Genomic DNA, 21,374 nt, shown 5'->3' on the forward strand with positions numbered 1-21,374 from the left:
GACCAACTAGCGGGTAAGAAGGTGAGGATGCACATCAAATTGGCCAGCGAGGAAGTGCCGGCCTTCAAGGATACGTGGGTCAGGGTGCAGAACGGCTGGAAGCGTTGTATGGGCAAAAACTTTGAGGATCAAGACGCTTATTGCTTTGGCAATTACAAAGACTTCAGCGGCTTTCAAATGCCTGGCGGTAAGCAATGCACCATCTACCCCGGCTGCACCGAATAGGGAGGTTTTCGACATGACATCAATGGAAAAAGAACTGGAATCGCCGCTCAGTAGCCGTGTATTGGCATGTCCGGCACAGGGTCGATGGAGCAGCTTTCAACTGGTCGATGAGTTTGGTTCTGGTGAACCCTATGCAGGACTGGCCTACGTTGTAATTGATTCCGAGGGAAAGAATTACGATGGCAACTTGGACGCCACAGGCTCTGGCAAGATTGCTGATCACTTTGCAGGCCCGATTGCGCTCACTCTCGAAAAAAAATATCAAGGCGAAGATATGGCGTATGTGCGTGCGGTCAACAGACGTCACTACCCCCTCGAAATCACGGAACTTCAAGTACGCGCCGAACAAACCCGCTATGTGAACCACAACTCCACTCGCACCAAAGAAAACCCCGCACGAACCTGCGCCGATGAATTCTTTCAAGTGGAAGTACGCCATCTGGTCCAGCATGTTTCGCATTTACCACCGCAGGTTTACAGCCTTTACCCGACCGGGTCCGGGCCGGCGAAAATCATGGGCAAGCATTATGAACGCGGTGTTGTCCTCATGCCGCTGCAACACACGGTGCTGGAGGTGCGTCCGATGCGGGCGTTGCGGCCCATGCTGTCAACCGACCCGGCGTTCTGCGCGCTCAACCTCTATCAACTGGCGCTTATGGCCACTCTGAGCTATTGCCCCTTTGGTCAGGAGCCGAAAAAACACCCCGTCGAAACAAAGACCGTGAGCTTCCCTGTGAAACCCACCGTGGGTAACTGGTTCGGGGATGCACTGGCCAAATTCGAAGAGCTTGGGAAAGTCGATGCAACGCAGGAAAAAGCGTATTACCCCTTGTTTGAAGATGTGCCGTATTCCCGGCGACTGGAGGTCGTGCCTTTCGACCCGACTCTCTATTCGGCAAACGATCCGCAACTGGGTGTAGATCAGGAACACCCCGCCAACATCCATTTCTTCGACGACAGGATCTCAGGCAAACAGTCTACCGATACCCAAGCCTTTATTACCCACCACGACGAGCTGATCCTGATATCAGTGCGTGGCACCTATGAACTCATCGCGGATGGCTTGCGTGACGCCGATGCCTTTCAAGTGCCGTTCGAAGACACCGACAGCAAGGTTCACCGAGGCTTTTATGAGGCCGCACAGAAGGCAGCTGTGTTCGTCGCGCGATACCTCGACAGGTTCTATGCCGGACAAAAACTACTGATCTGCGGCCACAGCCTCGGGGGCGCAGTGGCGTTGCTGCTCTCGGAAATGCTGCGTCGCAGACCGGAAGGCTACAACATCCAGCTCTACACCTACGGCGCCCCCCGCGCCGGTGACGCAAATTTCACCCTCGGCGCAAAAGATCTGGTGCATCACCGCATGGTCGCCCATAACGATCCGGTGCCGAGCGTACCCGGCACCTGGATGAACACCAAGACGAGTGTTTTCGGCACGGGCGCTGTGCTGACCTTCGTCAACGTGCCCGTCGGCCTGTCGGTATTCGTCGCCGGTATCACCAACTGGACCGGCGAACCTTATGAACATCACGGCACGCTGTACCACGCGATGCAGGTGCAATTTGATCGCAATGAAAAGTCCATGATCCTCTGGAAGCCCGGTTGTGACACCGTGGCCCAGCATGCCGCCTGCTCGGTGGCCATCCAGCTACAAAACGGCCTGCCGGATCGACCTTCGTTGCTGGCTCAGCTGTTCAGTGCCGGCAGCCACTCGATGGTCGGCAGCTACATCCCGGCGTGCTGGGCGACGCTGAAGCGCTGGCAGGAAGCGCAAACGATGAAGCGCCCGATCGTGACAGAGGGGGAGTTCAAGTGGGTAGAAACAGCGCTGCTGAGCATCACAGCGCAGTTGCGGTACAAGCGTGGACAAACACGCCCCGATGCTTACGTTCGCCATGATGAAAAAATCAACGTGGCGCTGAATCTTGAGATCGATCGAATACAAGTGACAATCAAGCGACTGCGCAAATTGCAGTGCGAGCGCACCACCGAACAGCAGGTCTACGGATCGCTCTCGACTCAGCCTGAACAGTTATCTGCAAGCCTGTCGCGCTGGCTTGCCCATGCCGAAAACCAGGTCGTTGAGCAGTTGGCCATGGCGCCGACCAGCAAAAGTGACAACGGACTGCTGGCTTCGATTTACGGCCATACCGTGGGCGCGCCCCATAAGCTGGATATCGATTCGTACATCTGAAACCAATCCAGCATCGTCTCCCTTTGCGAATGTCGCGGGGTAGCGCGCACGCAACGCGTGACTGCTTTCGACATCAAGAGATCGTCCGAAGGCTCGGGCCGCGTTCGGACGATCTTTTGACCTTCAGGCGGGGGACATCTCTTGGGCCAGGCCGAGGAACGCCGCCGGCAACCGCGCATTCTTGCGCTCCTTGAGGCAATACAGGTATTCGGGAATCTGCGGCGCATTCTCGATGGTCAGCACGCGCAGCAGCGGATCGTGCGGCACTTCCTGGCGGGCGATGATGCTGATGCCGATATTGCGCAGCACCGCCTCGCGAATCGACTCGCGGCTGCCGATCTCCAGCAGCGGCCCGAAACTCACCCCGGCGCTGCTCAGCAATTCCTCGGTCAGCTTGCGCGTCGTCGAGCCCGCTTCGCGCATCAACAAGGTATGTCCAGCCAACGCACTCAACCTCACATGCTGCTGCGCGGCCAGCGGATGATTGCGGTGCACCGCCAGCACCAGCGGATCGGTGCCGAGCACCCGGCGAATCAGCCGCGCGTCATCAAGCAATTGCGAAGACGCTGCGACATCGACCCGGTACTCCTCAAGCGCCTCAATCACTTGCTGCGAATTACCGATTTCCACCGACACTTCCACCTGTGGCAGACGCTCGCGGAAGGTCTTCACCAGATCGAGGATGTAATACGGCGCCGTCGCGGCAATGCGTAACGTGCCCTGCACCTGACCGCTGTTGCGCAGGAAGAACTCGATGTCGGCCTCCTGCTGCAGCAGCGCTTTGACCATCGGTAGCAACCGCGCGCCCTCGTCGCTGACACTCAGTCGGCGGCCGCCCCGGTAAAACAGCTCCACTGAATACTGGCTTTCCAGATTGCGGATCTGCGTGGTCACGGTCGGTTGGCTGAGGCCAAGCTTTTTCGCCGCCAGCGTGATGCTGCCCAGCCGGGCCACCATGTAAAACGCCTTCAGCTCGGCACTCAGCACAACCTTCCCTCACGTCTATTTACGCAGCAGGCGTAAACCGTTGAACACTACCAGCAGGCTCACGCCCATGTCGGCGAACACCGCCATCCACATGGTGGCGAGCCCGGCGAAGGTTACCCCAAGAAAGATAGCCTTGATCACCAGCGCCAACGCAATGTTCTGTTTCAGGATGCTTGCCGTGTTGCGCGACAGGCTGATGAAGGCCGGGATCTTGCGCAGATCGTCGTCCATCAGGGCGACATCGGCGGTTTCTATGGCGGTGTCGGTACCGGCCGCAGCCATCGCAAAACCGATCTCGGCGCGGGCCAGTGCCGGCGCATCGTTGATGCCGTCGCCCACCATGCCGACTCGATGGCCCTGTGCATAAAGGTCTTCGATGGCTTGCAGCTTATCGGTCGGCAGCAAGTCGCCACGGGCCTCGTCGATGCCGACCTGTTCGGCAATCGCTCGGGCGGTGTGGGCGTTGTCACCGGTGAGCATCAGGGTCTTTACCCCAAGTTCATGCAACTGACGGATCGCCTCGCGGCTGGTTTCCTTGACCGTATCGGCCACGGCAAACAGCGCCAGCGGGCCGGACTGGTCGAGCAGCAGCACTACGGACTTGCCCTGTTTTTCCAGCGCAAACAGCTTTTCTTCCAGTTGCGGCGAGCACAGGCCCAGTTCTTCGACCAGACGATGGTTGCCCAAGTGGTAGGTCTTGCCGTCGATATCGCCTTTGACGCCACGCCCGCCCAGCGCGGCGAAGTTATCCACAATCAGCGCGGCGAAGTGTTTATCCACAGCGGCGTTGGCGATGGCCAGCGACACCGGATGATCGGAGCGCCCAGCCAGCGCGGCTGCGATGGCCGGCGCCGTGGCATCGGCCGTCGGATCCAGCGACAGGTAATCGGTCTGCACCGGTTTGCCGTGGGTGATCGTGCCGGTTTTATCCAGCGCCAGATAATCAAGCTTGAAACCGCCCTCCAGGTACACGCCGCCCTTGACCAGAATGCCTTTGCGCGCCGCCGCCGCGAGGCCGCTGACGATGGTCACCGGGGTGGAAATCACCAGAGCGCATGGGCAGGCAACCACCAGCAAAACCAGCGCGCGGTAGATCCAGTCGAACCACGCCGCGCCCATGAACAGCGGCGGAATCACCGCCACGGCCAGGGCGAAGACGAACACGGCCGGGGTGTAGATTTTCGAGAACTGGTCAACGAACCGCTGGGTCGGAGCGCGGGCGCCCTGGGCCTGTTCGACCGCATGAATGATTCGCGCCAGGGTCGAGTTATTTGCGGCGGCGGTGACCGTGTACTCCAGCGAACCGGCCTGGTTAATGGTACCGGCGAAGACTTTGTCGCCAATGGTTTTCTCGATCGGCAGGCTCTCGCCGGTGATCGGTGCCTGATCGATGGTAGAACTGCCGCTGACCACTTCGCCATCCAGCGCGATACGCTCGCCCGGCTTGACCCGCACGCGGGCGCCCAGTTCGACGTTTTTCACCGCTTGCTCAAGCCACGCACCGTCAGCCTGCAACACCGTCGCTTGCTCCGGCGTCATTTGCATCAGACCGCTGATGGCGTTGCGCGCACGATCCAGCGAACGCGCTTCAATCAACTCGGCCACGGTGAACAGGAACATCACCATCGCCGCTTCCGGCCACTGGCCAATCAGGATTGCGCCCGTGACGGCGATGCTCATCAGCGCATTGATGTTGAGATTACGGTTCTTCAGGGCGATCCAGCCCTTTTTGTAGGTGCCGAGACCGCCGCTGAGGATTGAGACCAGCGCAACGAGCGCCACCACCCAGTCCGGCGCGGCGCTGGTGAAGTGAATGACTTCGGCTGCCAACGCCGTTACGCCAGACAGCGCCAGCGGCCACCAGTGTTTTTTCAACGGCGGCGGAGCGGGCGTTTCAGCGCCTGCTTCCATGGGCTCGGCGTGCATGCCCAGCGACTTGATGGCTTCGGTGATGGGCGCGGTGTGCGGCAGATTGTGGGTCACGCCGAGCACGCGGTTGATCAGGTTGAATTCCAACTGCTGCACCCCGGCGAGTTTGCCGAGTTTGTTCTGTATCAGCGTCTGTTCGGTCGGGCAATCCATTGCTTCGATGCGAAAGCTGCTCACCCGCGCATCGGCGCTGGTCTTTTCACTGAGTTGAACCCGCGCAGGCGCAGCGGCCCTGGATGAACAGCAGGTGTCTTCGCGTGGCTGAACCGGCGCAGGCGCTTTCGATCCGCAGCAAGCGTCGCCGCCATGCGAATGTTTTTGCACAGGCTGCAATTTATGGCTGGGATCAAAGCCGTCGCCGGTTTTGTGGGTGTGCAGGGAATCGCTCATCGGTTGCGTCCATGAAGGTGCCTGTTGCCAAGTAAAGACCCTGTAGCCACTATAGGGTCAAGCACCCTTTTGGAGAACGCTGCGATGAAGATTGGAGAACTGGCCAGACTCACCGATTGCGCCGTCGAAACCATCCGCTACTACGAGCGCGAAAACCTGTTGCCGGAACCGGCCCGCAGCGACGGCAACTACCGCGTGTACACCCAGGCCCACGCCGAACGCCTGACTTTCATCCGCAACTGCCGCACCCTCGACATGACCCTCGAAGAAATCCGCAGCCTGCTCGCCCTGCGCGACAGCCCGCAGGACCAATGCGAAAGCGTCAACGCACTGATTGATGAACACATCCAGCATGTGAAGGCGCGGATTGATGGGTTGTTGGCCTTGCAGACACAACTGCTCGACCTGCGCCAACGCTGTGGCGAAGGGCCGGGGGTGGATCAGTGCGGGATTCTGCAGCGACTGGAAGTGAGTGGCGGGGTTGTTGCGACGGAGGTTGAGCATTCCCATGTAGGGCGTAGCCACGCGCACTAACGGTTGACGCTCGTTCCCATGCTCTGCGTGGGAACGATCAGTCGAGTATATGTACAGCCTGTCAGACCGCCATCGGCGCAGTCATTGGCGCATGGTGCTCGTAGCCTTCCAGCGAGAAATCGCTCGGCTCCACCAACTCCAGCCACTCCGGCTGATACACGCCAGTCTTGGCAAACTCCGGCACACGATCCGAGATTTTCAGTGTCGGCATGGCAAACGGCTCGCGCTTGAGCTGTTCGTTGAGCATGTCCAGATGGTTTTCGTAGACGTGGGCATCACCGATGAAATAGGTGAACCAGCGCGGCGTGTAGCCGGTCAGGCGACCAATCAGGCTCAGCAGCGCGGCGCCTTCGGTGAGGTTGAACGGCGTACCGAGACCCAGGTCGTTGGAGCGAATGTACAGGGTCAGCGAAATTTCCTTGGTCTCGACATTCGGGTGGAACTGGTAAAGCAGATGGCACGGCGGCAGGGCCATTTCATCGAGCTGCGCGCAGTTCCAGCCGTGGAACAGGATGCGGCGGCTGCCAGGATCCTTGATGATCGTGTCGACGCACTGGCGCACCTGATCGATCGCCTTGTACAACACAACGTAGGCCTGGCCGTCTTCTTCGCCCTGAGCGATCTGCTTGTAGCCGTTGCTCAAGGTTTGTTCGATGGCGGCAGTGTTGCTCAGCGGGATCTGCTTGTACGCCGGCCATTTGCGCCATTGCACGCCGTAGATTTCGCCAAGGTCGTCGTCGCCCTGGCGGAATGGGTTGGCCAGCCACTGCGCGTTTTCGTTGGCGTTCTGGTCCCAGACCTTGCAGCCCAGCGCACGGAATTGCGCGGCGTTGTTCACGCCACGCAGAAACCCGCACATCTCGCCGATGGCGGACTTGAAGGCCATCTTGCGCGTGGTGATCGCCGGGAAACCTTCCTGCAGATCGAAACGCAGCATCGCCCCCGGAAAACTGATGGTGTTGATGCCGGTGCGGTTGGCCTGTTTGGTGCCGTTCTGAATGACGTGCGAGACCAGTTCGAGATATTGCTTCATGAGTTACCTGTGTCCTTGGAGCCCCGGCGTCGCGCGCCGGGGTCCGTAGTTTACGCGGTCGGAGCGAGCGGTGCCGCCGGTGCGCGACGATAGGCCAGCCAGATCAGGAACAGCCCGCCGACGATCATCGGTACGCAGAGCACCTGGCCCATGGTCAGCCAGTTCCAGGCCAGATAGCCCAGTTGCGCATCCGGAACGCGAACGAATTCGACGATGAATCGGAAGATGCCGTAGAACAGCGCGAACATGCCGGAGACCGCCATGGTCGGACGCGGTTTGCGCGAGAAAATCCACAAGATCAGGAACAGCGCCACGCCTTCGAGCGCGAACTGATAAAGCTGCGAAGGGTGACGAGGCAGTTGGGCTGGATCGCTGAACGGCGGAAAGACCATCGCCCACGGCACGTCGGTGGCCTTGCCCCACAGCTCGGCGTTGATGAAGTTGCCAATGCGCCCGGCGCCCAGACCGATCGGCACCATCGGCGCCACGAAGTCCATCAGCTGGAAGAACGACTTGCCATTGCGCTTGCCGAACCACAAGGCCGCGAGCATCACGCCGATGAAGCCGCCGTGGAATGACATGCCGCCCTTCCACACTTCAAAAATCAGCGTCGGGTTGGCCAGGTACGCGCTCAGATCGTAGAACAGCACGTAACCCAGACGTCCGCCGACGATCACGCCCATCGATAACCAGAACACCAGGTCGGAGAGTTTCTCCTTTGTCCAGGTCGGGTCAAAGCGGTTGAGCCGGCGCGACGCCAACAGCCACGCGCCGCCGATGCCGATCAGGTACATCAGACCGTACCAGTGGATTTTCAGCGGACCGATGGCCAGGGCCACCGGGTCGATCTGCGGGTAAGGCAGCATTGCGACTCCTCGTTAGAGTTGAAAGCGAAATTCCCGGGCGACGCTGCCACCTCAGGATTAAGCCAGGATTGCCACACGGTTAAAGCAAAAAGCTCAAACCCACGCAAAACAGCAAAGCGGCGAACAGCCTTTTCAGCAAGCGCGGCGACAACCTGTGCGCCAGACGCGCGCCGAGACGGGCGAACACCATGCTGGTCAGGGCGATGCCCAACAATGCCGGCAGATAAACAAAACCGAGACTATGGGCCGGCAACAACGGATCGTGCCACCCCAGAATCATGAAACTTGCTGCACTGGCCAGCGCGATCGGCAAACCGCAGGCCGACGACGTCGCCACGGCTTGCTGCATCGGCACGCTACGCCAAGTCAGGAACGGCACAGTCAGCGAGCCGCCGCCAATACCGAAAATCGCCGAAGCCCAGCCGATCACGCTGCCGGCCACGGTCAGACCGAGTTTACCCGGCACCGTTCGGCTGGCCCTGGGTTTGACATCCAGCGCCAGTTGCACGGCAATCACCAGGGCGAACACACCAATGATTTTTTGCAGGTTCGGCCCGGAGATCGCTTCGGCCGTGAGCGCACCGAAACCGGCGCCGAGCAGGATTCCGACGGTCATCCACCTGAAAATCGGCCAGCGCACCGCGCCGATACGGTGGTGCTCACGCACGGCATTGATCGAAGTAAAAATGATCGTCGCCAGCGACGTCCCGACCGCCAGGTGCGTGAGAATCGACTGATCGAAACCCTGCAGGGTAAAACTGAACACCAGCACCGGGACGATGATGATTCCGCCGCCGACACCAAACAGCCCGGCGAGCACGCCCGCACAGGCGCCCAGCGCCAGATAGAGCAGAAATTCCATGACTGTCTCCCGAACACGTCCCCGAAACAGGAGCGGCATGGTAACGGATGCGCAGCCTTCTGCTCCACTGGCGATGGATGCACGGACGCCGGATGCGTAGAGTGAGCAAAAAACACACAAGGACCACCTTATGTGCCTGATTGTTTTCGCCTGGCGCCCGGGCCATGCCCAGCCGCTGATCGTCGCGGCCAACCGCGACGAGTTCTATGCCCGGCCCAGCCTGCCGTTGGCCCAATGGCCAGAGGCGCCGCACGTTCATGCCGGGCGGGATCTGGAAGCCGGGGGCACCTGGCTGGGGATCGGCGCCAACGGACGCTTTGCCGCGCTGACCAATATCCGCGATCCGCTGCAGCCGCCGGCAAGCAAGTCGCGAGGAGAGCTGGTGGCGCGGTTTCTCACGGCTGATCTGTCGATTGACGATTATCTGAGCGATGTGGTCGGCCGTGCGCCGGAATACGCCGGCTTCAATCTGCTGCTCGGCAATGCCCATGAACTCTGGCATTTCAATGCGCGGGCCTCGGAGCCGGTGATGCTGCAACCTGGGGTTTATGGATTATCGAATGCGGGCCTGGATACACCGTGGCCGAAACTGCTCAAAGCCAAGGCTGCGTTGAGCGCGGTGCTGGATGATCCGCAACCAGAGCGCTTGTTGGCTTTGCTGGCCGATGCGCAGATTGCGCCGCAGGCGGAGCTGCCGGATACCGGGGTGGGCCTTGCGACTGAATCGCTGCTGTCGAGTGTGTTTATCGCCAGCCAGAGTTATGGCACACGAGCGAGTACAGCGTTGATCGTGCAGGCGGACGGCACGCGGCGGATGGTAGAGCGCAGTTTTGGGCCGTATGGCGGGCATCTCGGGGAAGTTGAGGTTTGTGTCTAACAGCAGCCCCTCACCCCAGCCCTCTCCCGGAGGGAGAGGGGGCCGACCGAGGTGTCTTGCGGTATACATCGACCTGAAAGATCGAGTCGATTATGGATTCAGCAAAGCACTTACAGGTCGACGGAGTTCTGCAGCATCCCCCAATCAGTCCCCTCTCCCTCTGGGAGAGGGCTAGGGTGAGGGGCTTTTGATCTTTAGAGAGCCTTGGTCACCGTCGGCGAATTCATCTTCGCCAAGCCAAGATTCTTCAGCGCCAACTGCAGCGAGCTGTGGATAACTTGCGGGTTGTCGATCTTCATCAACTCCGCCAGCAACTCCTGAGCCTTGCTCAAGTTCACCTGACGCAACATCCACTTCACCTTCGGCAAGTTGGTGGCGTTCATCGACAGGCTGTCAAAACCCATCGCCATCAACAGCACGGCCGCTGCCGGATCACCGGCCATCTCACCGCAGATGCTCACCGGTTTGCCTTCGGCATGAGCGTCGGTGACGACCGTTTGCAAGGCTTGCAGCACGGCCGGGTGCAGGTAGTCATAGAGGTCGGCGACGCGCGGGTTGTTGCGGTCGACCGCCAGCAAGTACTGGGTCAGGTCGTTTGAGCCGACCGACAGAAAGTCCACCATCCGCGCCAGTTCCTTGGTCTGGTAAACGGCAGCGGGAATTTCGATCATCACCCCGATCGGCGGCATCGGCACGTCGGTGCCTTCGTCGCGCACTTCGCCCCAGGCCCGGTGGATCAGGTGCAGCGCCTCTTCGAGTTCGTGAGTGCCGGAGATCATTGGCAGCAGAATCCGCAGATTGTTCAGGCCCTCGCTGGCCTTGAGCATTGCGCGGGTCTGCACGAGGAAGATTTCCGGGTGATCGAGGGTCACGCGGATGCCGCGCCAGCCGAGGAACGGGTTGTCTTCCTTGATCGGGAAGTACGACAGCGATTTGTCACCGCCAATGTCGAGGCTGCGCATGGTCACCGGTTGCGGATGGAACGCGGCTAGCTGTTCGCGGTAGATCGCCAGTTGTTCCTTTTCGCTCGGGAAGCGCTGGTTGATCATGAACGGCACTTCGGTGCGGTACAGGCCGACACCTTCGGCGCCGCGCTTCTGCGCCCGCGCCACGTCCGCCAGCAGGCCGGTGTTGACCCACAACGGCATGCGGTGGCCGTCGAGGGTTATGCACGGCAGGTCGCGCAGGGTATCGAGGCCCAGCGCCAGTTGTTTCTCTTCTTCCACCACTTCGGCGAATTGCTTGCGCAGCACTTCGCTGGGGTTGGTGTAAACCTCGCCACGCGTGCCATCGACGATCATCTCGATGCCATCGACCTTGGCGTACGGCAGGTCGACCAGGCCCATCACCGTCGGAATGCCCATGGCCCGAGCGAGAATCGCGACGTGGGAGTTGCCCGAGCCCAGTACCGAAACCAGACCGACCAGCGTGCCTTCCGGCACTTCGCCGAGCATGGCCGGAGTCAGCTCTTCGCTGACCAGAATGGTTTTTTCCGGGTAGACGAGGTTTTGCTGACGTTCTTCCTGCAAGTAGGCGAGGAGGCGGCGGCCAAGGTCTTTGACGTCCGAGGCGCGCTCACGCAGGTAGGCGTCGTCCATCAGTTCGAAACGGTTGACGTGCTCGGTGACCACCTGGCGCAGTGCGCCCTGGGCCCACTGGCCGGTCTTGATCACCGTGGTGATTTCGCTGCCCAGCGAGGCGTCGTCGAGCATCATCAGGTAGACGTCGAACAGCGCGCGCTCTTCAGGGCGTAACTGCGTCGCCAGTTTCGCCGACAAGGCACGCATGTCGGCGCGTACGCCTTCGATAGCGGTCTTGAACAGCGCCAGCTCGGCGTTGATGTCAGAGATGGTCTTGTCCGGTACCACGTCCAGATCGGCCGGCGGCAGCATGACCACCGCCGTACCGACCGCAGCGCCCGGCGAGCCCGGCACGCCAACAAACTTGGCTTCCTGGATGCCCTTGCCCTGACGGCCCAGACCGCGGATCGAGCCGGTAGCCTCGGCGTGGGCGATAACGCCGGCGAGCTGCGCGCTCATGGTCACGAGGAAGGCTTCTTCACCTTCGTCGAACTGGCGGCGTTCTTTTTGCTGGATGACCAACACGCCGACGACGCGGCGGTGGTGGATGATCGGCGCACCGAGGAACGAGGCGTAGCGCTCTTCACCGGTTTCGGCGAAGTAGCGGTAGCGCGGGTGATCCGCTGCGTTTTCGAGGTTCAGGGGTTCTTCACGCGTGCCGACCAGACCGACCAGGCCTTCGTTGGGTGCCATGCTGACCTTGCCGATCGAGCGCTTGTTCAAGCCCTCGGTGGCCATCAGGACGAAGCGATTGGTCTCGGGATCAAGCAGGTAGACCGAGCAGACCTGGCTGCCCATGGCCTCTTTGACGCGCAACACAATAATCCCCAACGCCGCCTTGAGATCCTTGGCGGAGTTAACTTCCTGGACGATCTTGCGCAGCGTATTGAGCATGGCTCGGGGTCGAACTCCGTCGTCAGTCGCGCGCTAAAAGGCGCGGGGCAAGCTCTTTGAGGGCGCGTCGATACACCTCGCGCTTGAATGTCACCACCTGGCCCAACGGATACCAATAGCTGACCCAGCGCCAGCCATCGAATTCCGGTTTACCGGTCAAATCCATCCGCACCCGCTGCTCGTTGGAGATCAGGCGCAGGAGAAACCATTTCTGTTTCTGGCCGATGCACAGCGGCTGGCTGTGGGTACGCACCAGACGTTGCGGCAAACGATAGCGCAACCAGCCTCGGGTACAGGCCAGTATTTCAACATCTTCACGTTCAAGGCCAACTTCTTCGTTCAGCTCGCGGTACAAGGCGTCTTCCGGCGTCTCTTCAGGGTTGATTCCCCCTTGCGGAAACTGCCAGGCATCTTGATTGATACGGCGAGCCCATAGCACCTGGCCGGCGTCATTCGTCAGAATGATCCCGACATTGGGGCGGAAACCATCGGGGTCGATCACGGCAACAACCTCGCAAACGCATGTCGCCGCATTGTTCCACAAAGCTTGATAAGGCGGCAACGAAGGTTCCTACCTTATGTGCACTCTTGTGAAAAGACCGTATTCTTGTCGCCTTTTTACTGACTTTTCAGCGGGTAACTGCAATGCGCCTGGCTCTATTCGATTTGGACAACACCCTTCTGGGCGGCGACAGCGATCACGCCTGGGGCGATTATCTGTGCGAGCGCGGCTTCCTCGACCCGATCGCCTACAAGGCGCGCAACGACGAGTTCTATCAGGATTACCTGGCCGGCAAGCTGGATAACGCTGCGTACTTGAACTTCTGCCTGGAAATCCTGGGCCGCACCGAGATGGCCGTGCTTGATGCCTGGCACAGCGACTACATGCGCGACTGCATCGAACCGATCGTGCTGCCCAAGGCGCTCGATCTGTTGAAAAAGCACCGCGACGCCGGCGACAAACTGGTGATCATTACCGCGACCAACCGCTTCGTCACCGCGCCGATTGCCGTGCGCCTGGGCGTTGAAACGCTGATCGCCACCGAATGCGAAATGATCGACGGCCGCTACAGCGGGCGCAGCACCGACATCCCGTGCTTTCGTGAGGGCAAGGTGACGCGACTGAATCGCTGGCTTGAAGAGACCGGGTATTCGTTGGAAGACAGCTATTTCTACAGCGATTCGATGAATGATTTGCCGTTGCTGGAGCAGGTGGCGAATCCCGTCGCTGTCGATCCGGATCCGAATCTGCGCGCCGAGGCCGAGAAGCGTGGCTGGCCAGTGATTTCGTTGCGCGGCTGATTATGCCTTCGCGAGCAGGCTCGCTCCCACATTGGATCTGTGTAAGTCACCAATCCCCCTGTGGGAGCGAGCCTGCTCGCGAATGGGGTCGACTCGGTACCAGGCCTTAAACAGGCTTGGCCCCCATCAACGCCGCAATAGCGAGAAATCCGACGCCGCTGACAATCGCCAGCGCCAGATTGAATTTCAGGTTGCCCACTCCACTTGTCCATAGCCGATTAAGCCGAACAAGCAGCCAGACGGCACTGAACGTGGCCACCGCATAGATCACGCCGGACCCCAGAATCCAGAATTGGCCCAATGGCCAGCCAACCAGGTGCGCCAACCACCAGCCGGTGAAAGGCATGCTGAACATGCCAATCAGCATCAGACACCAGACAAACAGCCAGGGACGCTGCATCGTACTGGCCGCCCCTTCGCTGCGATTACGCCAGGTCAGTAAGGCGAGCCCCAGCCCGCTCGCGAGTATGACCACGGTCGCCGCGACGTGAAGGACTTTCAGGGTTGTCAGGGTTTCCATGTATTTCTCATCCGTAGGTCCATGCCCATCAGCGTAGCCGTTCAGCCGAGAAACAGCTGATAGGCCGGGTTGTCGCTTTCATCCCAGTACGGGTAACCGATTTCTGCAAGCGCCGCCGGCACCAGATGCCGTTCGTCATGGGGCACCTGCAAGCCCGCGACCACCCGGCCATCCGCCGCGCCGTGGTTGCGGTAGTGGAACATCGAGATATTCCAGCGTCCGCCGAGTTTGTTGAGGAAGTTGAACAGCGCGCCCGGACGCTCCGGGAACTCGAAGCGCAACACCACTTCATCGATGACATGCGCCGCGTGCCCGCCGACCATGTGGCGGATGTGCAGCTTGGCCAGTTCGTTGTCAGTCAGGTCGACCACCGGAAAACCCTGCTCGGTCAGGCTCGCCAGCAATGCACTGCGCGGGTCATTTTCCGGGTGGGTCTGCACGCCCACAAAAATATGCGCTTCGCTGCCGGTGTTGTAGCGGTAGTTGAATTCGGTGATCTGGCGCTTGCCGACGGCCTCGCAGAACGCCTTGAAGCTGCCGGCCTTCTCGGGGATGGTGACGGCGATGATCGCTTCGCGGCCTTCACCCAGCTCGGCGCGCTCGGCGACGTGGCGCAAGCGGTCGAAGTTGACGTTGGCGCCGGAATCGATGGCCACGAACGTCTGGCCGCTGACGCCGCGCTGCTCGACATACTTCTTGATACCGGCCACGCCCAGCGCGCCGGCAGGTTCGGTGATCGAGCGGGTGTCGTCGTAGATATCCTTGATCGCCGCGCAGATCTCGTCAGTGCTGACGGTGATCACTTCATCGACGTAATCCTTGCAGATTTCGAAGGTGTACTGGCCGATCTGCGCCACCGCGACGCCGTCGGCAAAGATGCCCACGGTCGGCAGCACCACACGCTCGCCCGCCGCCATCGCGGCTTGCAGACAGTTGGAGTCGTCCGGCTCGACGCCGATGACCTTGATGTCGGGACGCAGGTATTTCACATACGCAGCGATACCGGCGATCAGCCCGCCACCGCCGACCGGGACGAAAATCGCGTCCAGTGGCTGCGGGTGCTGACGCAGAATTTCCATCGCCACGGTGCCCTGCCCGGCGATGGTGTGCGGATCGTCGTATGGGTGGATGTAGACGTAGCCTTTTTCATCGACCAGTTTCAGCGAATAGGCCAGCGCCTCCGGGAACGTATCGCCGTGCAGCACGACTTTGCCGCCCCGCGAGCGCACGCCTTCGACCTTGATTTCCGGGGTGGTCTTGGGCATGACGATGGTGGCTTTCACGCCGAGCACTTTCGCCGCCAGGGCCAGACCTTGCGCGTGATTGCCCGCCGACGCGGTGACCACGCCACGGGCGCGTTCTTCTTCGCTCAGTTGAGTCAGCTTGTTGTAGGCGCCGCGAATCTTGAACGAGAACACGGGCTGCAAGTCTTCGCGCTTGAGCCAGATGTCATTGCCCAGCCGCTCGGAGAGCTGGCGGGCGTTCTGCAGCGGGGTTTCTACGGCAACGTCATAAACGCGCGAGGTGAGGATCTTTTTGACGTACTGTTCGAGCATCGGAAAGCATCACTGAGCGGGTTGGGCGGGACCGAGGAGTCTAACCCGGCTTTTGGGCACACGACCACACGAATACAGAGGTTTTAGCCCTGTGGCGAGGGAGCTTGCTCCCGCTGGAGCGCGAAGCGGTCCCCGTGCATTCGCTCTGGCAGATCGCTTGCACCAGTTTTTGCGTCTGCTGCGCAGCCGAGCGGGAGCAAGCTCCCTCGCCACAGGTGTTTCCTCCTGCACCACGGTGGGGCCTATAATGCCGGCCTTTCTGCCCAACCCCTTGCCCGCTTCGGAGCCCACATGACCCAGGATCAACTCAAACAGGCAGTGGCTCAGGCCGCAGTCGACTTCATCCTTCCGAAACTCGACGACAAGAGCATCGTCGGGGTCGGCACCGGCTCCACCACCAACTGCTTCATCGATGCACTCGCCCAGCACAAGGGCGCGTTCGATGGCGCGGTCGCCAGTTCCGAAGCCACCGCCGCGCGCCTCAAGGGTCATGGCATCCCGGTGTACGAACTGAACACCGTCAGCGATCTGGAGTTCTACGTCGACGGCGCCGATGAAAGCGACGCACATCTGAACCTGATCAAGGGCGGCGGTGCTGCGCTGACCCGCGAGAAGATTGTCGCGGCCGTGGCCAAGACCTTCATTTGCATCGCCGACGCCAGCAAACTGGTCCCGGTGCTGGGCGAATTCCCGCTGCCGGTGGAAGTGATTCCGATGGCCCGCAGCCACGTTGCCCGTCAGCTGGTGAAGCTGGGCGGCGACCCGGTTTATCGTGAAGGCGTGCTGACCGACAACGGCAACATCATCCTCGACGTGTTCAATCTGCAGATCACCAACCCGGTTGAGCTGGAAGCGCAAATCAATGCAATTGTCGGTGTCGTCACCAACGGCCTGTTCGCGGCGCGCCCGGCAGACCTGCTGTTGCTGGGCACGAGTGAAGGGGTGAAAACCCTGAAGGCTGAGTAAGCCGGACTGCCCGAATTCATGGGCAGACCAATAAACCTGTGGGAGCGAGCTTGCTCGCGAAAGCGTCGGGTCAGTCAACATATCCAGTGACTGATCAACCGTATTCGCGAGCAAGCTCGCTCCCACAGTGTTTTGTGGTGTTGGTTAGTTTTGTGTGGGCTTTTTGAAGACATAGAACAGGTTCGGCTCGCTGACCAGGTACAACGTCCCGTCATCATCCATTGCGATACCTTCCGCCTGCGGCACGGTTTTCTGCAAACCCTGGCGGCCGCCGCTGATGGACATGGTGCTCAACGGACGCCCGTTCACATCCAGCTCGATAATCAGCCGCGACTCATCCGAAAGCGCCAGCAAATGCCCGCTGCGCTCGTCGTATTGCAGGCTCGACAGATCGCGCACGAACATCCCCGCGTCACGCTTGGGGTTGTTGATCACATGCACCGCGTAGGATTTTTCCGGATTGAAGTGCGGAAAGCCGTGGACTTCGTAAATCAGCATCGGGTCGCGCTCTTTCGCCACGAACAGGCGTTTGCCCACCGAATCGTAAGCCAGCCCCTCAAAGCCCTTGTTGCTGGCCATGTGCACGCCCAAGGTCATTTGCTCGGCATCTTCAGCGTCGAGGAACGTGGTGTCGGCGTCGAGGTGAATCTTGATGAGCCGTTGCTGGCGCTCGTCGGTGATCACGTAAGTGTCGGCGCTGATGTACTCCACCGCCTCCGGATCGCCAAAACCGACCAACGCAATACGCCGCAGGATCTTGCCCTCCAGCGACAGCTCGATCAGTTCGGAATTCTTGTTGGTGACGGTGAACAGGCTTTTGCGCACCGGATCGTAGGTCAGCGCCGAGACGTCATCGTCGAGGCCTTCGATTACCCGCGCTTCGATCTCGACTCGATAGTGGTCCAGGCCAATAGATTCGCTGCTCAGCGGTTGCCAGAGCAGGTGCAGATTGAACCAGGCGCGTTCGAAAAGGCGCATGTATTGCCCGATCACGATCAGCGTGATGAGGGCAATCACCGAGAGGATGACAAACAGAGGCTTGGGACGGGCAAGTCGACGCATTCGGGCGGGCTCGATTCAAAACAGGCCGATGAAATATCACGCCCGTCTGAATTGAAGCTTAATGGCCACTTGCCTCAGACCACAAGCCGACCCTTGCAGGATGCATTACCGGTGTTTTTCGAAGCGATAGAACAGGTTTGGCTCGCTGACGATGTACAGCGTACCGTCCTCGTCCATGGTCACGCCTTCGGCGCGGGGGATGGTGTCTTTCAAACCATTGAAATTGCCGAGCAACGTCATGAAGCTGACCTGATCGCCGGCCTCGTCCAGTTCCAGCAACAGGTGCGAGTCGGCTGACAACACCAGCAGGTGGCCGGTACGGGGGTCCACCGCCAGCGCCGAAAGGTTGCGAATATCCAGCTCATCGCTCGCCAGCTTTTGCTTGTCGCCGGTCAGAGTCTGGCTGCCATCGCTTTTCCAGGTGAACAGCGCCGCAGGTCGCTCTTCACCCAGCACTAGCTGCTGATTGCGCGGATCCCAGGTGAGGGCTTCGAAGGCTTTGTTCTGGTCTTTCGAGGGCCCGAGGTCGTATTTCGGGAAATCGGCAATGTTCAGCTCGCGCGTACCGGCATCGACCTTGACGATCGACAACGTATGTTGACGCTCATCGATAATCGCCAACAGGCCGTTCTCCATCACCGTCAAGCCTTCCGGGTTGCTCCAGCCCACCAGCGGCATCTTGCGCAGCACATCCCCTTGCAGCGTCAGCTCGGCGAGGAAGGGGTTCTTGCCCATCACCGCGAACAGGGTTTTGGTCTGCGGGTTGTAGGCCAGATCCGAAGCCTCGTCCTTTTCCATGCCCGGCAACGGCTTGGCATCGATCACCACCTGATAGTCAGGCAGCCAGACGCTCTCTTTACGCTCGGCCTTGCTCTCGAAACGTTCCAGCACCCAAAGCACGCCGCGATCATCCCAGTGCATGGCAAACGCCAGCCCGTAGGCTGCGGCCACGACCAGCAATAGCCAGACGTACCAGCGCAGGGCGAAACGGGAGCGAGGGGCAGATTTTTGCTGAGTTTGAGATGACATCAAGGGACGCGTTCCGAAAATTCAGGCTAAGGGTAATAGCACAAACAGGCCGGCTCAGACGCCAGAATCAGGGGAATTATCCAGAGGGGATGTGAAAAAAACGGGAAATGGCGGGATTGCCATGTATCAACTATTTCCGGAACAACCTAAAACCCCTTGTGGTAGCGAGCCTGCTCGCGAATGCGTCGAGTCAGACAACATCATCGTCGACTGACGTTTCGCCTTCGCGAGCAGGCTCGCCCCCACAGGGCTCGCAGTGATCGGTTTAGCGCACGCTGCTGGTAAAGCTGCGAGCGCCTGGCAATTCAAGAACAATCTCATCGCCGACATTCAACGGGCCGACGCCCACTGGCGTGCCGGTGAGGATCACGTCACCGGCCTGCAGCGAGAAGCAGCCGGCCATGTGCTGGATCATCGGCACGATCGGGTTGAGCATCGCGCTGCTGTTGCCGTCCTGGCGCACTTCGCCATTGATGGTCAGGCGAATGCCGATGTCGGTGAGGTCGGCAAACGTGCTGCCGACCACAAACGGAGCAATCACTGCCGCGCCGTCGAACGACTTGGCGATTTCCCACGGCAGGCCTTTGGCTTTGAGTTCGGCCTGTTTGTCGCGCAGGGTCAGATCCAGCGCCGGGGCGAAGCCGGAGATGGCGTCGAGCACTTCTTCGCGGCTCGGCTTGGTCGACAATGGCTTGCCGATCAACACGGCGATTTCCGCCTCGTAATGCACCGAGCCACGCTCGGTCGGAATCGTGAAACCGCCTTCCAGCGGCACCACGCAACTGCCTGGCTTGATGAACAGCAACGGCTCGGTAGGCACCGGGTTGTCCAGCTCCTTCGCGTGTTCGGCGTAATTGCGGCCGATGCACACGACTTTCCCTATCGGGAAGTGAATGCGCGTGCCGTCGACGTACTGGTGCTGATAGCTCATTTACCGACTCCTGCCTTCATTGATTCAACAGAGATTACCAATCAAACCGCGAAAATCTTGCCTGGGTTCATGATGCCGTTCGGGTCGAACACGGCCTTGACCGCTTTCATGTATTCGATCTCGACCGGCGAACGGCTGTAGGTCAGGTAATCGCGCTTGGTCATGCCCACGCCGTGCTCGGCGGAGATCGATCCGTTGTACTTCTCGACAGTCTCGAACACCCACTTGTTGACGGTGGCGCACTTGGCGAAGAACTCGTCCTTGCTCAGGTTTTCCGGTTTGAGAATATTCAGGTGAAGGTTGCCGTCGCCGATGTGGCCGAACCAGACAATCTCGAAATCCGGATAATGTTCGCCAACGATGGCGTCGATTTCCTGTAGAAACGCAGGCACTTTCGACACTGTTACCGAGATGTCGTTCTTGTAAGGCGTCCAGTGCGAGATGGTTTCGGAAATGTATTCGCGCAACTTCCACAGGTTCTGCAGCTGGGTTTCGCTCTGGCTCATCACGCCGTCCAGCACCCAGCCCTGTTCGACGCAGTGCTCGAAGGTTTCCAGCGCGCTGTTGGCCACTTCTTCAGTGGTCGCCTCGAATTCCAGCAGGGCGTAGAACGGGCATTCGGTTTCGAACGGCGCTGGCACGTCGCCGCGACCCAGGACCTTGGCCAGAGCCTTGTCGGAGAAAAACTCGAAAGCCGTCAGGTCGAGCTTGCCCTGGAACGCGTGCAGCACCGGCATGATCGAATCGAAATCGGCGGTGCCGAGGACCATGGCGGTGAGGTTTTTCGGCGCGCGGTCCAGACGCATGGTCGCTTCGACGACGAATCCGAGTGTGCCCTCGGCGCCAATAAACAGCTGGCGCAGGTCGTATCCCGTGGCGTTCTTGATCAGGTCTTTGTTCAGTTCCAGCACGTCGCCCTTGCCGGTGACGACTTTCATCCCGGCAACCCAGTTGCGGGTCATGCCGTAGCGAATCACCTTGATCCCGCCGGCATTGGTGCCGATATTGCCGCCAATCTGGCTGGAACCCGCCGAGGCGAAATCCACCGGATAGTACAGGCCGTTTTCTTCGGCGACGTTCTGCAGGTGCTCGGTGACCACGCCCGGCTGGCACACAGCGGTGCGATCGGTGAGGTTCACGTCCAGAATCTGGTTCATGTAGTCGAACGACACGACCACTTCGCCATTGGCAGCCACCGCAGCGGCTGAAAGCCCGGTGCGGCCGCCCGACGGCACCAGCGCAACCTTGCGTTCATTGGCCCAGCGGACGATCGCCTGCACCTGTTCGATGGTCTTGGGAAACACGATGGCGCTCGGCGCCGGGGCGAAGTGTTTGGTCCAATCCTTGCCGTACGCATTCAGGGAGTCGGCATCGGTCAGGACCTTGCCAGGCTCGACCAGGGTCTTCAGTTCATCAATCAGCGCAGGATTGGTCATCGACAGAACTCTCGAACAATTCATGGTCATCCTGAGAACGCTTCACGTCGCAGGTATGAGTGTTTAGCGGGGTGGCTATGCTAGCATACCGACCCCGCAGGACAGTGCCCAAGGCCAGATCCGCGGTGACGGCATTCTTGTCGTCCGGGTCAGCGTCTGCTGGCTATTTCCTGCCAATTTTCTCCGGGATACAGGTTTACG

Annotated in this window: 18 protein-coding genes and 1 pseudogene; 6 read left to right on the forward strand and 13 right to left on the reverse strand. The window is 60.1% G+C overall.

The features are described from left to right. Together HU727_RS09320 and HU727_RS09325 are read left to right on the forward strand one after the other, a co-directional pair. A pseudogene (locus tag HU727_RS09320) lies at positions 1-225 on the forward strand (hypothetical protein); the annotation flags it as partial. A gap of 13 nt (positions 226-238) precedes the next feature. Next, positions 239-2,419, forward strand: a complete 2,181-nt coding sequence (locus tag HU727_RS09325) for a lipase family protein (RefSeq protein WP_186530730.1) — start codon at positions 239-241, stop codon at positions 2,417-2,419. Positions 2,420-2,542: 123 nt separating this feature from the next. Here the strand turns inward: HU727_RS09325 and HU727_RS09330 are convergent, their stop codons facing one another. Both HU727_RS09330 and HU727_RS09335 read right to left on the reverse strand, forming a co-directional pair. Next, positions 2,543-3,406: a LysR family transcriptional regulator gene (locus HU727_RS09330; RefSeq protein WP_186530732.1), complete on the reverse strand. Its 864-nt coding sequence runs from the start codon at positions 3,404-3,406 to the stop codon at positions 2,543-2,545. A 15-nt stretch (positions 3,407-3,421) separates the two neighbouring features. Next, positions 3,422-5,725, reverse strand: coding sequence for a heavy metal translocating P-type ATPase (locus HU727_RS09335; RefSeq protein ID WP_186530734.1), 2,304 nt, complete (start codon positions 5,723-5,725; stop codon positions 3,422-3,424). An 84-nt stretch (positions 5,726-5,809) separates the two neighbouring features. Between HU727_RS09335 and cadR the strand changes: the two genes are divergently transcribed. After that, on the forward strand, positions 5,810-6,259 hold the full coding sequence (cadR, locus tag HU727_RS09340; protein WP_186530736.1) for a Cd(II)/Pb(II)-responsive transcriptional regulator: 450 nt from the start codon (positions 5,810-5,812) through the stop codon (positions 6,257-6,259). A gap of 61 nt (positions 6,260-6,320) precedes the next feature. On the opposite strand, the gene HU727_RS09345 is transcribed toward cadR, so the two are convergent. The 3 genes from HU727_RS09345 to HU727_RS09355 all read right to left on the reverse strand — a co-directional run bounded on the left by HU727_RS09345 (position 6,321) and on the right by HU727_RS09355 (position 9,020). Continuing rightward, the gene (locus tag HU727_RS09345; RefSeq protein ID WP_186530738.1) at positions 6,321-7,292 is read right to left on the reverse strand and encodes a thymidylate synthase; all 972 of its coding nucleotides are present in this window, start codon (positions 7,290-7,292) and stop codon (positions 6,321-6,323) included. Between the two features lie 50 nt (positions 7,293-7,342). Then, the gene (gene lgt, locus HU727_RS09350) at positions 7,343-8,158 is read right to left on the reverse strand and encodes a prolipoprotein diacylglyceryl transferase (protein ID WP_101161410.1); all 816 of its coding nucleotides are present in this window, start codon (positions 8,156-8,158) and stop codon (positions 7,343-7,345) included. A gap of 79 nt (positions 8,159-8,237) precedes the next feature. Continuing rightward, positions 8,238-9,020 (reverse strand): sulfite exporter TauE/SafE family protein, encoded by a 783-nt coding sequence (locus HU727_RS09355; protein ID WP_186530740.1) that lies wholly within the window; start codon positions 9,018-9,020, stop codon positions 8,238-8,240. A 130-nt stretch (positions 9,021-9,150) separates the two neighbouring features. Between HU727_RS09355 and HU727_RS09360 the strand changes: the two genes are divergently transcribed. Beyond that, a complete protein-coding gene (locus HU727_RS09360) occupies positions 9,151-9,897 on the forward strand; it encodes an NRDE family protein (protein ID WP_186530742.1) in 747 nt (248 codons plus the stop codon). Positions 9,898-10,091: 194 nt separating this feature from the next. On the opposite strand, the gene ptsP is transcribed toward HU727_RS09360, so the two are convergent. Next, the gene (gene ptsP / locus HU727_RS09365) at positions 10,092-12,371 is read right to left on the reverse strand and encodes a phosphoenolpyruvate--protein phosphotransferase (RefSeq protein ID WP_186530744.1); all 2,280 of its coding nucleotides are present in this window, start codon (positions 12,369-12,371) and stop codon (positions 10,092-10,094) included. Between the two features lie 22 nt (positions 12,372-12,393). Next, positions 12,394-12,873 carry an RNA pyrophosphohydrolase gene (locus HU727_RS09370; protein WP_003229203.1) on the reverse strand — a complete coding sequence of 160 codons (480 nt, stop codon included), beginning with the start codon at positions 12,871-12,873 and terminating at the stop codon, positions 12,394-12,396. A gap of 143 nt (positions 12,874-13,016) precedes the next feature. Between HU727_RS09370 and HU727_RS09375 the strand changes: the two genes are divergently transcribed. Beyond that, positions 13,017-13,673: a histidinol-phosphatase gene (locus HU727_RS09375; RefSeq protein WP_186530746.1), complete on the forward strand. Its 657-nt coding sequence runs from the start codon at positions 13,017-13,019 to the stop codon at positions 13,671-13,673. A 106-nt stretch (positions 13,674-13,779) separates the two neighbouring features. On the opposite strand, the gene HU727_RS09380 is transcribed toward HU727_RS09375, so the two are convergent. Together HU727_RS09380 and ilvA are read right to left on the reverse strand one after the other, a co-directional pair. After that, a complete protein-coding gene (locus tag HU727_RS09380; protein WP_186530748.1) occupies positions 13,780-14,193 on the reverse strand; it encodes a DUF2269 family protein in 414 nt (137 codons plus the stop codon). Between the two features lie 41 nt (positions 14,194-14,234). Then, on the reverse strand, positions 14,235-15,749 hold the full coding sequence (gene ilvA, locus HU727_RS09385; protein ID WP_186530750.1) for a threonine ammonia-lyase, biosynthetic: 1,515 nt from the start codon (positions 15,747-15,749) through the stop codon (positions 14,235-14,237). A 291-nt stretch (positions 15,750-16,040) separates the two neighbouring features. Here ilvA and rpiA point away from each other — a divergent pair, with 291 nt between their 5' ends. After that, entirely contained in the window at positions 16,041-16,715 is a 675-nt protein-coding gene (gene rpiA / locus HU727_RS09390; RefSeq protein WP_186530752.1) for a ribose-5-phosphate isomerase RpiA, read from the forward strand. 144 nt (positions 16,716-16,859) lie between these two features. Here rpiA and HU727_RS09395 read toward each other — a convergent pair whose 3' ends face one another. The 4 genes from HU727_RS09395 to HU727_RS09410 all read right to left on the reverse strand — a co-directional run bounded on the left by HU727_RS09395 (position 16,860) and on the right by HU727_RS09410 (position 21,173). Then, entirely contained in the window at positions 16,860-17,777 is a 918-nt protein-coding gene (locus tag HU727_RS09395) for an SdiA-regulated domain-containing protein (RefSeq protein ID WP_186530755.1), read from the reverse strand. A 105-nt stretch (positions 17,778-17,882) separates the two neighbouring features. Continuing rightward, on the reverse strand, positions 17,883-18,806 hold the full coding sequence (locus HU727_RS09400) for an SdiA-regulated domain-containing protein (RefSeq protein WP_186530757.1): 924 nt from the start codon (positions 18,804-18,806) through the stop codon (positions 17,883-17,885). Between the two features lie 265 nt (positions 18,807-19,071). Next, complete coding sequence (locus HU727_RS09405) at positions 19,072-19,737, reverse strand: fumarylacetoacetate hydrolase family protein (RefSeq protein ID WP_186530759.1); 666 nt, start codon at positions 19,735-19,737, stop codon at positions 19,072-19,074. A 41-nt stretch (positions 19,738-19,778) separates the two neighbouring features. Continuing rightward, positions 19,779-21,173 carry a D-2-hydroxyglutarate dehydrogenase gene (locus tag HU727_RS09410; protein ID WP_186530760.1) on the reverse strand — a complete coding sequence of 465 codons (1,395 nt, stop codon included), beginning with the start codon at positions 21,171-21,173 and terminating at the stop codon, positions 19,779-19,781. Positions 21,174-21,374 lie beyond the last annotated feature (201 nt).

The sequence above is a fragment of the Pseudomonas khorasanensis genome (assembly GCF_014268505.2).
GTDB classification, from domain to species: domain Bacteria; phylum Pseudomonadota; class Gammaproteobacteria; order Pseudomonadales; family Pseudomonadaceae; genus Aquipseudomonas; species Aquipseudomonas khorasanensis.